15 protein-coding genes, 2 tRNA genes and 1 other RNA gene are annotated in these 12,507 nt (G+C 73.0%); 6 read left to right on the forward strand and 12 right to left on the reverse strand.

Translation table 11 applies throughout. The annotated features are described in order from the left end of the window. Position 1: 1 nt before the first annotated feature. Complete coding sequence (dnaX, locus tag KB893_RS10925; protein WP_213173702.1) at positions 2 to 1,753, reverse strand: DNA polymerase III subunit gamma/tau; 1,752 nt, start codon at positions 1,751 to 1,753, stop codon at positions 2 to 4. Between the two features lie 139 nt (positions 1,754 to 1,892). Between dnaX and KB893_RS10930 the strand changes: the two genes are divergently transcribed. Together KB893_RS10930 and ffs are read left to right on the forward strand one after the other, a co-directional pair. Then, a tRNA-Ser gene (locus tag KB893_RS10930) sits at positions 1,893 to 1,985 on the forward strand. A gap of 28 nt (positions 1,986 to 2,013) precedes the next feature. Continuing rightward, positions 2,014 to 2,111, forward strand: an RNA gene (gene ffs / locus KB893_RS10935) — signal recognition particle sRNA small type. An 82-nt stretch (positions 2,112 to 2,193) separates the two neighbouring features. Here the strand turns inward: ffs and KB893_RS10940 are convergent. From KB893_RS10940 to KB893_RS10965, 6 genes are read right to left on the reverse strand one after another with little or no spacing between them, the layout of a single operon-like run. Beyond that, the gene (locus tag KB893_RS10940; RefSeq protein ID WP_213173703.1) at positions 2,194 to 2,655 is read right to left on the reverse strand and encodes a molybdenum cofactor biosynthesis protein MoaE; all 462 of its coding nucleotides are present in this window, start codon (positions 2,653 to 2,655) and stop codon (positions 2,194 to 2,196) included. Next, a complete protein-coding gene (moaD, locus tag KB893_RS10945; protein WP_213173704.1) occupies positions 2,652 to 2,894 on the reverse strand; it encodes a molybdopterin converting factor subunit 1 in 243 nt (80 codons plus the stop codon). The genes KB893_RS10940 and moaD overlap by 4 nt, the downstream gene beginning before the upstream one ends. Next, entirely contained in the window at positions 2,891 to 3,382 is a 492-nt protein-coding gene (moaC, locus tag KB893_RS10950; protein ID WP_213173705.1) for a cyclic pyranopterin monophosphate synthase MoaC, read from the reverse strand. The genes moaD and moaC overlap by 4 nt, the downstream gene beginning before the upstream one ends. A gap of 47 nt (positions 3,383 to 3,429) precedes the next feature. Next, positions 3,430 to 4,464: a GTP 3',8-cyclase MoaA gene (moaA, locus tag KB893_RS10955; protein ID WP_211925781.1), complete on the reverse strand. Its 1,035-nt coding sequence runs from the start codon at positions 4,462 to 4,464 to the stop codon at positions 3,430 to 3,432. Beyond that, positions 4,461 to 5,225: an MBL fold metallo-hydrolase gene (locus KB893_RS10960; RefSeq protein ID WP_211925782.1), complete on the reverse strand. Its 765-nt coding sequence runs from the start codon at positions 5,223 to 5,225 to the stop codon at positions 4,461 to 4,463. Before KB893_RS10960 ends, moaA begins: the two co-directional genes overlap by 4 nt. Further along, complete coding sequence (locus KB893_RS10965; RefSeq protein WP_211925783.1) at positions 5,222 to 5,974, reverse strand: 3-deoxy-D-manno-octulosonic acid kinase; 753 nt, start codon at positions 5,972 to 5,974, stop codon at positions 5,222 to 5,224. Before KB893_RS10965 ends, KB893_RS10960 begins: the two co-directional genes overlap by 4 nt. A 71-nt stretch (positions 5,975 to 6,045) precedes the next feature. On the opposite strand from KB893_RS10965, the gene KB893_RS10970 reads away from it, so the two are divergent. Next, a complete protein-coding gene (locus KB893_RS10970) occupies positions 6,046 to 7,110 on the forward strand; it encodes a glycosyltransferase family 9 protein (protein WP_211925784.1) in 1,065 nt (354 codons plus the stop codon). On the opposite strand, the gene KB893_RS10975 is transcribed toward KB893_RS10970, so the two are convergent. Both KB893_RS10975 and KB893_RS10980 read right to left on the reverse strand, forming a co-directional pair. Then, complete coding sequence (locus KB893_RS10975) at positions 7,111 to 7,512, reverse strand: DUF6165 family protein (protein WP_211925785.1); 402 nt, start codon at positions 7,510 to 7,512, stop codon at positions 7,111 to 7,113. A gap of 118 nt (positions 7,513 to 7,630) precedes the next feature. Further along, a tRNA-Ser gene (locus KB893_RS10980) sits at positions 7,631 to 7,721 on the reverse strand. A 165-nt stretch (positions 7,722 to 7,886) separates the two neighbouring features. On the opposite strand from KB893_RS10980, the gene KB893_RS10985 reads away from it, so the two are divergent. Next, positions 7,887 to 8,591 carry a PP2C family protein-serine/threonine phosphatase gene (locus KB893_RS10985; protein WP_213173706.1) on the forward strand — a complete coding sequence of 235 codons (705 nt, stop codon included), beginning with the start codon at positions 7,887 to 7,889 and terminating at the stop codon, positions 8,589 to 8,591. A 4-nt stretch (positions 8,592 to 8,595) separates the two neighbouring features. On the opposite strand, the gene dnaQ is transcribed toward KB893_RS10985, so the two are convergent. The 3 genes from dnaQ to KB893_RS11000 are packed head-to-tail and all read right to left on the reverse strand — an operon-like array spanning position 8,596 to position 10,507. Next, positions 8,596 to 9,339, reverse strand: a complete 744-nt coding sequence (gene dnaQ / locus KB893_RS10990; protein ID WP_213173707.1) for a DNA polymerase III subunit epsilon — start codon at positions 9,337 to 9,339, stop codon at positions 8,596 to 8,598. Beyond that, positions 9,336 to 9,797 (reverse strand): ribonuclease HI, encoded by a 462-nt coding sequence (rnhA, locus tag KB893_RS10995; RefSeq protein ID WP_211925802.1) that lies wholly within the window; start codon positions 9,795 to 9,797, stop codon positions 9,336 to 9,338. Before rnhA ends, dnaQ begins: the two co-directional genes overlap by 4 nt. Before the next feature lie 26 nt (positions 9,798 to 9,823). Further along, positions 9,824 to 10,507, reverse strand: coding sequence for a methyltransferase domain-containing protein (locus tag KB893_RS11000; protein ID WP_211925788.1), 684 nt, complete (start codon positions 10,505 to 10,507; stop codon positions 9,824 to 9,826). A gap of 43 nt (positions 10,508 to 10,550) precedes the next feature. On the opposite strand from KB893_RS11000, the gene gloB reads away from it, so the two are divergent. Then, positions 10,551 to 11,315, forward strand: coding sequence for a hydroxyacylglutathione hydrolase (gloB, locus tag KB893_RS11005; RefSeq protein ID WP_211925803.1), 765 nt, complete (start codon positions 10,551 to 10,553; stop codon positions 11,313 to 11,315). Continuing rightward, positions 11,315 to 12,487: a transglycosylase SLT domain-containing protein gene (locus tag KB893_RS11010; protein WP_211925789.1), complete on the forward strand. Its 1,173-nt coding sequence runs from the start codon at positions 11,315 to 11,317 to the stop codon at positions 12,485 to 12,487. The genes gloB and KB893_RS11010 overlap by 1 nt, the downstream gene beginning before the upstream one ends. The last annotated feature ends 20 nt before the right edge of the window (positions 12,488 to 12,507 follow it).

Raw genomic sequence — 12,507 nt, forward strand, 5'->3', positions numbered from 1 at the left:
GTCAGTTCTCGTGGGGATGTGCATCGGACTGGATGGGGGCGATCGAGCCGGGAACAACCGCCGCCCCGTAGTGCTGGATCAGGCGCTGGACGGTGCCGTCGGCCATGAAGTCGCGCTCGGCCTGCTCCTGGCGCTCGCCGGCCTGGCGCTGGGTGCGCAGGTGCATGGTCTCGACCTCGCCGGCAGGTTCGGCGATCTCGAAACGGATCTGCGGCGCCTGCCCGAGCTCCTCGGCCAGGCAGTCGGCGAACTGGCGCACCAGGCGGTCGCCGACCAGGTACTCGTCCGCCGGCGGGATGGACAGCCGCAGCACGCCGTGCTCGAAGCCGATCAGGCTGCTGTGCGCGGCCAGCTCGCGCGCCGGGCCGCGCACCGGGCAGCGCTCGAGCAGGTCGAGCCAATCGTCGTTGCCGCGCAGCCGCACCGCGGCGCGCGCGGCGACCGGCGGCGCGGGCGCGGGCTCGGGTTCGGCCACGGCGCGTTCCGGCGCGCGCCCGGCAGGGTCGGGGACGGCGGCGCGCGGCGGCGCATCCGGAGGCGCCGCCGTCGCGCGCGCCGGTGCCGCGGCATCCGCCGCCGGCGTCGCGGCCGGCGCCGCCGCCATCGCGGTGGCAGCCGGTGCCACGGCCGTGCCCGCTGCCCGGGCCGCGCCGCGCGGAGACTGCGGCCGCACCGACGGCGCGCCGTCGGCCGGGCGGAACGCCAGCATCCGCAGCAGCGCCATCTCGAAGCCGGCGCGCGGACTCGGCGCCCACGGCAGGTCGCGGCGACCGTTGACCGCCATCTGGTACCAGAGCTGCACGGTCTCCGGCGCCAGGCCCTGCGCGAGCGCGGGATCGGCATCGTCGGCCGCGCCGGGCACCAGCTGCGCGAGCTGCAGGCGATGCAGGGCCGCGGCCACGTCCTCCAGCACGTTGGCGAAATCGGGTGAATACCCGGCCAGGGTCTCGACCTCGGCCATCAGCGCCGGGCCGTCGCCCGCCGCCAGCGCCGCCAGCAGCGCCTCGACGCGCGCGGTTTCCACGGTGCCGAGCATGGCGCGCACGCCGGCCTCGTCGAGGTTGCCGCCGGTGTAGGCGATCGCCTGGTCGAGCAGCGACAGGCCGTCGCGCAGGCTGCCGTCGGCGCCGCGCGCGAGCAGGCCGATCGCGCCGCCCTCCGCGGCGAGGCCCTCCGCGCCGAGGATCTTCTCCATCTGGCCGCGGATCTGGCCCTCGTCGAGGCGCTTGAGGTTGAACTGCAGGCAGCGCGAGAGGACCGTCACCGGCAGCTTCTGCGGATCGGTCGTGGCCAGCAGGAACTTCACGTGCTCCGGCGGCTCCTCCAGCGTCTTCAGCAGCGCGTTGAAGGCGTTCTTGGAGAGCATGTGCACCTCGTCGACGAGGTACACCTTGTAGCGGCCGCGCGTCGGCGCGTACTGCGCGTTCTCGATCACCTCGCGCACGTCGTCGACGCCGGTGTTGGAGGCGGCGTCGATCTCGAGCAGGTCGACGAAGCGGCCGGCGTCGACCGCCTGGCAGATCGCGCATTCGCCGCAGGGCTCGGCGCTGACGCCGCGCTCGCAGTTGAGCGACTTGGCGAAGATGCGCGCGATCGTGGTCTTGCCGACGCCGCGGGTGCCGGTGAACAGGAAGGCGTGGTGGACCCGCCCGGTGTCGAGCGCGTTGGACAGCGCGCGCACCACGTGCTCCTGGCCCACGAGCTCGGCGAAGCGCTTCGGCCGCCATTTGCGGGCGAGGACGAGATAGGACATCGAAGAGGCACCGGAAGACGTCCGGCCATTGTGCCGCGCCCCCTCCCCCCGGCCAAGGATGCCGGCTCGCGCCTTGTGGCGCCGCGCCCGCGCCGCTACACTTCCGCGCCCCCGTTTGGTCGGGGGATCAGGCGCCTGCGGAGAGGTGTCCGAGTGGTTGAAGGAGCACGCCTGGAAAGTGTGTAAACGGCTAAACCCCGTTTCGCGGGTTCGAATCCCGCCCTCTCCGCCATCTTCAGCGCAACGTCTTCATGGTGGCCCCCGTCGGCCCCCGCGACGATAGGCCGAAAACCCCGCCAGGCCCGGAAGGGAGCAACGGTATCGGCCGATTCGGGTGCCGGGGCAAACCGGCGGGGGCTGCCGCCTTTGTGGGCCCTTGGCGCAGGCGAGATCCACATGCTCGCCATCCACGCGCAGCGCGCGCGGCAGGCGGCGTCGATCTACCGCTTCCCGTTCCCGGTTTCCGGCTCCCGCTCCTCCGGGACCGGATGCAGCCATCCCGCATCCCCCTCGCGGTAGCGCTCCCGCTTCCAGATCGGCACCCGCGCCTTGATCTCGTCGATGATCCAGCGGCAGGCGGCGAAGGCCTCGTCGCGGTGCCCGGCGGCGACGCCGACCCACACCGCCATGTCGCCGATGCCGAGCTCGCCGGTCCGGTGCACGCAGCGCGCGCCGTGGATCGGGAACCGCACGCGCGCCTCCTCGATCACGCGCAGCCCCTCGGCGTTGGCGAGTCCGGCGTAGGCCTCGTAGAACAGGCCGTCCACGGCGCGCCCGTCGTTGTGGTCGCGCACCCAGCCCTCGAAGCTGGCGAAGGCGCCGGCGCGCGCGTCCAGCAGCGAGGCGCGCAGCGGCGCGATGTCCAGCGGCGCGTCCACGATGGCAAAGCTGAACGCGCTCATCCGCCGGACACCGGCGGAATGAAGGCGATCTCGCTGCCGGCGCGCGGCGCATCGCTCCAGCTGGCGAACTCGCCGTCCACCGCCACCCGCAGGCGTTCGCGCGCCAAGCCGAAGCCGTGGCGCGCGCGGAGCGTCTCGTACAGCGAGGCGAGGTCGGCGGCGTCGGTCTCCACCCATTCCTGCGCGATGCCGGCGGCGTCGCGCAGGCTGGCGAAGTACAGCACCTCGACCGCGCTCACGCCGGCGCTCCCACGTCGCGCTTGCCGCCCTGCTTCGCGGTCAGGCGCGCCGGTCCGATCTCGATGCCGTGCGACAGCGCCTTGCACATGTCGTAGATGGTCAGCGCGGCGACGGTGGCACCGGTCAGCGCCTCCATCTCCACGCCGGTGCGGTGCGTGGTGCGCACCTCGCAGGCGATCGCCAGGGCGTCGGCCGCGCTCCAGTCGATCTCGAAGCGGCAGCCGTCGATCGGCAGCGGATGACAGAACGGGATCAGCTCGTGCGTCCGCTTGACCGCCATGGTCCCGGCCACGATCGCGGTGTCGACCACCGCGCCCTTGGCCGTGCGCAGGCCGGACTCGCGCAGCGTGCGCGCCACCTCGGCGGGGAAGCGCACCGCGCATTCGGCGCGCGCGCGGCGCGCGGTGACGGCCTTGTCGCCCACGTCCACCATCGTCGGGCGGCCGTCGGCATCGACATGGGTCAGCGAATCAGGGGCGGAAGCCATGGGCTCAAGGATCCGGGCGCGGCGGCGCAGCGTAGCAGCCGCTGCCGTCAACCGCCGATGAGGTACATCTCGATCGGCCGCGCGCCGTCGCGCGCGCGCGCGCCGCGCTGCTCGCTGTAGCGGTCGGCGCGGCGCGACCAGATCGCCGCGATGCGTTCGTCCAGCGCCTGCGCATCGCCCTGCAGCCACGGCCGCATGTCGTGTCCGGACGACGCGAACAGGCAGGTGTAGAGCCGGCCCTCGGCGGAGAGGCGGGCGCGGTTGCAGTCGCCGCAGAACGGCGTGGAGACCGAGCTGATGAAGCCGACCTCGCCCTCGCCGTCGGCCCAGGCGTGGCGCTCGGCGACCTCGCCCCGGTAGTTGGCATCCAGGGGCACCAGCGGCCAGCGCGCCGACAGCCGCGCATGCAGCTCGGCCGAGGGGACAACTTCGTCGCGGCGCCAGTCGTTGCGGGTACCCACGTCCATGAACTCGATGAAACGCACCACGTGCGAGGTGCCGCGGAAGCGCCCGGCGATGGCGAGCGCGTCGTCCTCGTTGGTGCCGCGACGGATCACGACGTTGAACTTGATGCGGCGGAAGCCGGCGTCCTCGGCCGCCTCGATGCCGCGCAGCACCTGGTCGAGGCGCCCACGCCCGCCACTCATCGCGGCGAAGCGCGCCGGATCGAGCGAGTCCAGGCTGATCGTCAGCCGGTGCAGCCCGGCGGCGCGCAGCGCGCGCGCCTGCCGCGCCAGCAGCGAACCGTTGGTGGTCAGGGCGAGGTCCTCGACGCCGGGCAGCGACGAGAGCCGCGCGACCAGGTCGGGCAGGTTCCTGCGCAGCAGCGGCTCGCCACCGGTCAGGCGCAGCTTGCTCACGCCCGCCCGCACGAAGCCGCGCGCCGCGCGTTCGATCTCGTCGAAGCTCAGCCGCGCGGCGGCGTCGGTGCCGTGGTGCTCGTCGACCTTGTCCGCCGGCATGCAGTAGGGACAGCGGAAATTGCAGGCATCGATCACCGAGATCCGCAGGTCGCGCAGCGGCCGGCCCAGCCGGTCGGCCAGCGCGGCATGCGTCGGCGCCGGTGTCAGCCGCGCGTTCATCCCTGGTCCCCGTCGCGGCGCGGTGGCGCCAGCGGCAACGTCAGCCCCGGCCGGGCCACGCGATGGCCGCGCGCGGCGAGCGCCTCGCCATCGGCGGCACTGCCGTAGTGGTAGAGCACCATGCGCGCACGCAGCGCCTGCGGATACTCGCGCTCGAGATCGTCGACGCCGGTGTGCGAAGGGTTGCCGCGCAGGCTGCAGTCGTGGGCGATGAGCTCGTCCGCGTCGGCGAAGTGGGCGATGGTCTCCGGGATCGGGCGCGTGTCGCCCGACCACAGCGCGCTGGCGGGCAGGCGCAGCCCGAACGCGGTGTCGGGACGATGGTGACGGACCGGGAACACGTCGAACCACACCTCCTGATGCCAGAACCCGCGGCTGACCGGGATCAGCTGGAACGCGTCCCAGAAGTTGACGCCGCCCTCGGCCAGCACGCCGGGGTAGTCGGCGACCCGCGCCTGCAGGTGCGGCACCAGCGGCGCCGGGACGTACAGCCGCACCGGCCCAGTCTGCGCCGCCGCGAACCAGGCCAGCGTGAACAGGCGCTCCAGGCCACCGACGTGGTCCATGTGCACGTGGGTGACGAAGAGCGCCGCGGGATGGGCGCCGTAGCGGGCGAGATAGGCGTCGAGCGCGTACTCGCCGCAGTCGATCATGAGCAGCGGACTGCCGTCGCGCTCGAACACGCCGCTCGCCGAGCCCAGCCGCGCGGCGGCGGCAGCGTTGCCCACGCCCAGGAAATGCAGCGACCAGGCGCCGCTCACAGCGCGCTCGCCCAGGCCCGGTCGTAGCCCGCGTGCAGCGTCGCGTAGTCGCGTTCCACCCGGTCCGCCGGACGCGCGCCGCGCAGCTTGAGCAGCGAACGTCGCAGCCGGCGCAGGTTGCGTTCGCGCCAGCGCGTGGCCGGCGGGCGCCGGCGGCCGCGATCGAAGTCGATCAGCCACACGGTGCCGGCGTCGTCGACCAGGATGTTGGCGGCGTTGAGGTCGGCATGGTCCACGCCGGCACGGTGGAAGCGCGCCACCGTCTCGCCCACGCGCGCCCACAGCGCGTCGTCGGCCTCGGCCTGGCGCTCCGCCAGCGAGCGCGTGCGCGGGATGCGCTCGATCAGGAGGTCGGCGCGGTAGGCCAGACCGTCGCGTGCGTACGCCGCCGCGATCGGCGCCGGCACCGGCAGGTCCAGCGCGCGCAGCGCCTTGAGCAGGCGGAACTCCTGGAAGCTGCGCGCGTCGTTGGCGCCGCGCCAGAGGTAGCGGTCGGCGACGAGCCTCGCCGGCAGGCCGCCGCGCCGGTAGTGGCGCAGTACCATCGCCCCGAGTTCCGCGTCCTCGACGAACCAGGCCGCGCCGCGGCCGCCCTGCCCCACCGGTCGCGCCGCCGGTCCCCACGCGCCGGCATCGAACAGCTCCGGGCCGGGTTGTCGCACCCGCTGGGGGTCGAACAGAATGGCGCCGTGGCCCGCGTGCGCGCGAAACGGCTGCAGGCCTTCTCCGGCGAGATCCGGGATCGTCATCGTCCCAGTCTAGAGGCAGCCATGCCCGATTTCACCGCACCCGCAGGCCTGCGCCCGGCCTGCGCCGGCGCATGAGCACCACCCCTCCGGCGCCCGCCTCGATCTGCCTGCTGCGCCTGTCGGCGCTCGGCGACGTCACCCACGTGGTGCCGCTGGTGCGCACCCTGCGCCGAACCTGGCCGCAGGTCCGGCTGACCTGGGTGATCGGCAGCGGCGAGGCGAAGCTGCTCGACGGGCTCGAGGGGGTCGAGCTGCTCGTCTACGACAAGCGCAGCGGCCTGCGCGGCATGCGCGCGCTGCGCACGGTGCTGGCCGGCCGGCGTTTCGACGCGCTGCTGCAGATGCAGGTCGCGCTGCGCGCCAACCTGCTGTCTGCCGCCATCCCGGCGCGGCGGCGGATCGGCTACGACCGCGCCCGCTCCAGGGACCTGCACGGCCTGTTCGTCAACGAGCGCATCGCCGACCGCCCCGGCATCCACGTGCTCGATGCGATCGGCAGCTTCTGCGAACCGCTGGGGCTGAAGCAGGAACGGGTGGAATGGAACCTGCCGGTGCCGGACGCCGCGCGCGCATGGGCCGCGGAGCGACTCGACGGCGATGCGCCGTGGCTGCTGGTCTCGCCCTGCTCGAGCCATGCGGTGCGCAACTGGCGCGCCGAACGCTACGCCGCGGTCGCCGGCCACGCGGCGACCCTCGGCTACCGGGTCGTGCTGTGCGGCGGCCGCAGCGAGCTCGAGCGCCGCACCGGCGATGCGATCCTCGCGGCGATGAAGACGCCGGCGCTGGACCTCATCGGCAGGGACACGCTGAAACAGCTGCCTGCCCTGCTGGAGCGGGCCAGCCTGGTGATGACGCCGGACTCGGGACCGATGCACATCGCCAATGCCATGGGCAGCAAGGTGCTCGGCCTGCACGCGGCGAGCAATCCCGCGCGCAGCGGCCCGTACAGCGACCGCCGCTTCTGCGTCGACCGCTATGACGACGCGGCGCGCACCTACCTGCGGCGCCCGGCCGCAGCGCTTCCCTGGGGCACCAAGATCGAGAAGCCCGGGGTCATGGATCTGGTCACCGTCGACGATGCGGTCGCCGCGCTGGAACGCCACGCGGCGACGATCGGATCGGCCGCCGGCGCCTGATCAGCCGGCGCGATAGTCCTGGTAGGACTTCTCCTCGACGTAGCTGGAGCCGAGCTGGGTGTTGATCTGGCGCTTGATCCGCGCGCGCTCGTCGTTCTCGAAATAGACGCTGCGCGCCAGGCGGATGAACTCCTGGTCGAAGGCCTGCGCCTTCTCCTTGATGCGGATGTCGTCCTCGATCACCCACAGCCGCTCGTTGACGGCCTTGAGCTGCGCGCGCAGCCCGGCGATGTCGTGGCCGGCGGCCGGATGCGCCATCCAGGTCTTCTCCAGCGCTTCCAGCTCGTTGCGTACATTGGCGAGCTTGGCCGGATCGGCGATGCGTTCGGACTTGATCTGCAGGATCGCGATCTTGTCGAGGAGTTCGCCGTAGGAGACGGGGACGAGCAGTTGTTCGGACATGGCGTACGTGGCGGTTCTTCGGAAGGACGAAAAGTCTAGGCGACGGCGGCTCACGCCGGCGTCGGCGCCCGGGCGGCCGACACGAAAAACCCCGCTTGCGCGGGGTTCGTCGTCACCGTGGCGGAGAGGGTGGGATTCGAACCCACGTTACGGCATAACCGTAAACCGGATTTCGAATCCGGCGCATTCGACCACTCTGCCACCTCTCCACGGTCGCCCGCGGCGGCATCGCCGCAGCGGGCCGGAGATGATACGGCGGCGTGGCCGCCTGCGGCAAGCGCCGGTCGCCCGTTGCACGGCTTGCGCCTGCCGCGCACGGGCCCGCATGATGGCCGGCGGGCCGCGCCGGCGGCGCCTGGACGCTGCGCGCGCGCATGATCGAATTCGGCCACCAGAGCCACGTCGGCCTCCGACGCAACCTCAACGAAGACACCTACTACGGCGACCTGGAGCTCGGGCTCTGGCTGGTGGCCGACGGCATGGGCGGGCACGACTTCGGCGAGGTCGCCAGCGCGATGGCACGCGAGGCCATCGTGCGCGGGGTGCGTGCCGGCACGGGGCTCGCCGATGCGGTACGCCATGCGGACGACGAGATCCTGCGGCATTCCCACAGCCGCGCGCAGGCGCTGCCGATGGGCACCACGGTGGCCGCGGTCCGCATCGCCGACGGCGCGTTCGAGACGGTGTGGGTGGGCGACAGCCGCGTCTACCTGTTCGCCGACGGACGCCTGTGCCAGCTCACCCAGGACCACAGCTACGTGCAGACCCTGATCGAGCGCGGCACGCTGAGCGCGGAGCAGGCGCGCACGCATCCGCAGCGCAACGTGGTGACCCAGGCGCTGGGCGTCACCGCCACCGACGCCCTGCGGATCGAGCCGATCCGCGGCAGCTTCCGGCCGGGCATGCAGCTGCTGCTGTGCAGCGACGGACTCACCGAGGACGTCGACGACGCCACGATCGCCAGGATCGTGGCGCGCACCGATCATTCCGCGCAGGAATGCGTCGACCAGCTGCTGGCGGCGGCGCTGGATGCCGGCGGCTCGGACAACATCACCATCATCCTCGTCCGCTGCCGCTGACGCGTCAGGCCGGCACGGCCTCGCCCGCCGGCGTCGGTTCGCTCGCACCCCAGATCGCGCTGCGTCCGGCCTTGCCGGCGGCCTTGCCGATCTGCTCGAGGCGCACTTCGTGCGCGCGGATCTCCTCGACCGAGGCGCGCAGGACGCGACGCGGCGCGCTGCGCGCCGCGGCCGACACCACGAATCCGGCCGCGGCAGCGTCATCCAGCGCGCCGAAGCCGAGATCGTCCTGCCCCGAGGTCAGGCCGATGTACACCTCGGCCAGGAGCTGCGCGTCGAGCAGCGCGCCGTGCAGCTTGCGGTGCGCATTGTCCACGCCCAGGCGCTTGCACAGCGCATCCAGCGAGTTGCGCTGGCCCGGATAGCGCTCGCGCGCCAGCGCGAGCGAGTCGACCACGCTGCAGCGGTCGCCGATGCAACCATGCTGCGCGCCGGCGAGCGAAAGCTCGTAGTCGAGGAAGCCGATGTCGAAGGCGGCGTTGTGGATGATGAGCTCGGCGCCGTCGATGAAGGCGAGGAACTCGTCGACGATCTCCGCGAAGCGCGGCTTGTCGGCGAGGAACTCCAGGGTCAGGCCGGTGACCTCCTGCGCACCGGCCTCGAACTCGCGGTCGGGGTGGATGTACTGGTGGTAGTGACGACCCGAGGGGCGCCGCTCGACGAGCTCGATCGCACCGATCTCGACGATGCGGTTGCCGAGCTGGGTCGAGAGGCCGGTGGTCTCGGTGTCGAGGATGACCTGCCTCATCGACCCGCGCCCCCGCCGACCGGCGCGCGCTGCGCGCGCGCGTGGGCGCAGGCGATCGCGTCGACGCGCTCGTTCTCGGCGTGGCCGCTGTGGCCGCGCACCCAGTGCCAGGTGACGCTGTGGCGCGCGGCGGCGGCATCCAGGCGCTGCCACAGGTCCTGGTTCTTGACCGCCTCGCCGGAGGCCGTCTTCCAGCCGCGCCGACGCCAGCCCGGCAGCCACTCGCTGTAGCCCTGCTGCACGTAGCGCGAATCGGTGTGCAGCTCGACCCGGCAGGGCCGCTTGAGCGTCTCCAGCGCGACGATCGCCGCCATCAGTTCCATCCTGTTGTTCGTGGTCTGGGCCTCGCCGCCGCCGAGTTCGCGCTCGTGGCCGCCGGCGCGCAGCAGCACGCCCCAGCCGCCGGGGCCGGGATTTCCCAGGCAGGCGCCGTCGGTGTAGATCTCCACGGGCGTCAGCGCCGCCTCGTCGACCGGTCGCGCGTTCATCCCGGACGCATCTCCGGCTGCAGGCGCCGCGCGCGCGCCGGCCGCGGGCGGATGCGCGCGAGGTCGCGGCGCTCGGCCTGCAGCAGGTAGGCCGCGCGCAGCGGCGGCAGCGCGCCGTGCTCGGGCGCGAGATGCGCCGCGCCGTCGCCGCGCCAGTACGGGCCGACGTAGCGGCGCGCGGTGACCTCCAGGTCCGCCGCCCGCATCAGGGTGCCCAGCGCGCGCGGATGCACCGCGGCGGGGCCGCGGCGGTCCCAGCGCAGCCGCACCGCGCTCCAGGGGTTGAGCACCACGACCAGGGCGGCGCCGCCCGGGCGCAGCACGCGACGGATCTCGCGCAGCAGCGCCGGCGCGTCCTGCGCGCTTTCCACGACGTGCGCGGCATACACGAGCGACAGGCTGCCGTCGCCGATCGGGAGCGCGTCCTCGCGGCAGCGCAGCGCACCGTCGAAGCCGCCGCGGCAGCGATCCAGTCGCAGCAGCGCGCCCAGACGCAGGTCCAGCGGCGGGTTCGGCAGGGCGCGTGCCGCCTGCAGGACGAGGCCGCCGTGGCCGCACAGCGCCGGCACGTGCGGCATGGCGTCGCGCTGGATCGCGGCCATGAGGCTCAGTGCGGTGGGCTGCTCGAACCAGGCGTCCTCGGCAGGCTCGGGTTGACGTCCGAATCGGGGCGCGGGCATGGTCGCGATTTTGCGGCAATACGCTGCGGACGTCATGCCCGACCTGCACCTTCGCGCCCTGCCCGCGCTCTCCGACAACTACATCTGGACGCTCTCGGCGACCGACGGCGCCGCGGTGGTGGTCGATCCGGGCGAGGCGGGGCCGGTGCTGGCGGCCATGGCCCAGGGCCTGCGCCCGGTCGCCATCCTGCTGACCCACCACCACGGCGACCACATCGGCGGCGTCGCCGGCATCCTCGGGCACGCGGACGTTCCCTGCATCGGCCCCGCGGATCCGCGTGTGGCGCCGGTCACCCGGCGGGTGGGGAATGGCGACGAGGTGGAGGTGCCGGAACTGGGGTTGCGGTTCCAGGTGATCGAGGTGCCGGGCCACACCTCCAGCCACATCGCCTTCCACGGCGGCGACTGGCTGTTCTGCGGGGACACGATGTTCAGTCTGGGTTGCGGCCGCCTGTTCGAGGGTTCGGCGGCGCAGATGCTGGCGTCGCTGGACCGGCTGTCCCGCCTGCCGCCGCGGACCCTGGTGTGCGCGGCGCACGAGTACAGCCAGTCGAACGCCCGTTTCGCGCGGACGGTGGATCCCGACAACCCGCGACTCGCGCAGCGCGCCGACGAGATCGATGCGCTGCGCGCGGCGGGACGCCCGACCCTGCCCTCGCTGCTTGGAGACGAAATGGCCTGCAATCCTTTCCTGCGTCCGGATGCGCCGGCGCTGGTCGATGCCGTCGAGCGACGCTGCGGGCGTCGGATCGACGGCCGCGAAGCGGTGTTCGGCGCGCTGCGCGCCTGGAAGGACGAGTTCCGCTGATGCGGGCGCCGCGCCTGCTCGCCGCTGCGGGCACGGCCGTGGCCCTGGCCGCCTGCCAGAGCCTGTCGCCGCCCTCCGCACCGGATGCCCCCGAGCGCGGCACCGTGGCGAGCAGCCCGACGCCCAAGCGCGTGCCGCTGCGCACGACGCGCACCGCGCTGCCCGAGCTCGAGGCGGTGCAGGTCCGCACCGCCGGCGACGTCCTCGACCGCCTCACCGCACGCCTCGACGCGCCGGCCTGCGTCCGCGGCAGCCACAACAACCTCTGGCGCGAGCGCTACGCGGCCCAGCCGGACCGGTTCGCGGCGCGTGTCAAGCGCATTCTTCCGCTCCTCGACTACGTCATGGACGAGGTGGAAGCCGCCGACCTTCCGGGCGAGTTCGCGCTGATACCCGTCGTCGAGAGCTGGTACCGGCCGGATGCGCACGGCGCCGGCGGCAGCGGCGCACCGGCGGGCCTGTGGCAGATGATCCCGAGCACCGCCCGCCACCATGGCGTCACCATCACCCCGGGCTACGACGGCCGTTATTCACCGGTGGAGTCGACCCAGGCCGCGATCGCCTACCTCGACAGCCTGCACACCGAGTTCGGCGACTGGCGCGCGACGGTGATGGCCTACAACGCTGGCGAGGGACGGATGCGCCGGGCGCTGGCGAAGGATGCCCGGATCCACGGCGAGCGCCGTCGTCCCGGCGGTCTCGCCTCGCACACCTACACCTACGTCGACAAGCTGCGCGCGCTGTCGTGTCTGATCGCGCAGCCGGAGAAGCAGGGCGTGGCGTTCGAGCGCGATGCGGTGATCGAGCCGCTCGCGGAAGTGACGCTGGCGCCGGGGACGCAGGACCTCGCCGCCGTCGCCGCCGCACTGGAACTCGAGTCCACCGCGCTGGCGGCACTCAATCCAGCCTACGCCGGCGGGCGCATCGGCGTGTCCGCGCCGCACGTGCTTCTCGTTCCCGCCCGCACCCGCTTGCGGTGGAATGGCCTGGCCTCGCTGCCATCGGCCTCACCGCCGGCGGCCGAGGCCGGCGAGTACATCGTCCGCAGCGGCGATACGCTGTCGGAAATCGCACAGCGGCACGGGCTGGACCTGTCGCAGCTGCTGCGCTGGAACCAGCTCTCGCGCAGCGCGGTCCTGCAGCCCGGCCAGTCGATCAAGCTCACGCAGTAGAGCTTCGCTCCGAGGGCGCA

The sequence above is a fragment of the Coralloluteibacterium stylophorae genome (genome assembly GCF_018122625.2).
Taxonomy (GTDB): domain Bacteria; phylum Pseudomonadota; class Gammaproteobacteria; order Xanthomonadales; family Xanthomonadaceae; genus Coralloluteibacterium; species Coralloluteibacterium stylophorae.

Coding starts and splice junctions, on each gene's coding strand:
- KB893_RS10965 (WP_211925783.1), bottom strand. CDS start 5,974: ATGACGATCCCGGATCTCGCCGGAGAAGGCCTGCAGCCGTTTCGCGCG.
- KB893_RS11000 (WP_211925788.1), bottom strand. CDS start 10,507: ATGCCCGCGCCCCGATTCGGACGTCAACCCGAGCCTGCCGAGGACGCC.
- moaA (WP_211925781.1), bottom strand. CDS start 4,464: ATGAACGCGCGGCTGACACCGGCGCCGACGCATGCCGCGCTGGCCGAC.
- KB893_RS10975 (WP_211925785.1), bottom strand. CDS start 7,512: ATGTCCGAACAACTGCTCGTCCCCGTCTCCTACGGCGAACTCCTCGAC.
- dnaQ (WP_213173707.1), bottom strand. CDS start 9,339: ATGAGGCAGGTCATCCTCGACACCGAGACCACCGGCCTCTCGACCCAG.
- KB893_RS10940 (WP_213173703.1), bottom strand. CDS start 2,655: ATGAGCGCGTTCAGCTTTGCCATCGTGGACGCGCCGCTGGACATCGCG.
- KB893_RS10985 (WP_213173706.1), top strand. CDS start 7,887: ATGATCGAATTCGGCCACCAGAGCCACGTCGGCCTCCGACGCAACCTC.
- KB893_RS11010 (WP_211925789.1), top strand. CDS start 11,315: ATGCGGGCGCCGCGCCTGCTCGCCGCTGCGGGCACGGCCGTGGCCCTG.
- dnaX (WP_213173702.1), bottom strand. CDS start 1,753: ATGTCCTATCTCGTCCTCGCCCGCAAATGGCGGCCGAAGCGCTTCGCC.
- KB893_RS10970 (WP_211925784.1), top strand. CDS start 6,046: ATGAGCACCACCCCTCCGGCGCCCGCCTCGATCTGCCTGCTGCGCCTG.
- moaC (WP_213173705.1), bottom strand. CDS start 3,382: ATGGCTTCCGCCCCTGATTCGCTGACCCATGTCGATGCCGACGGCCGC.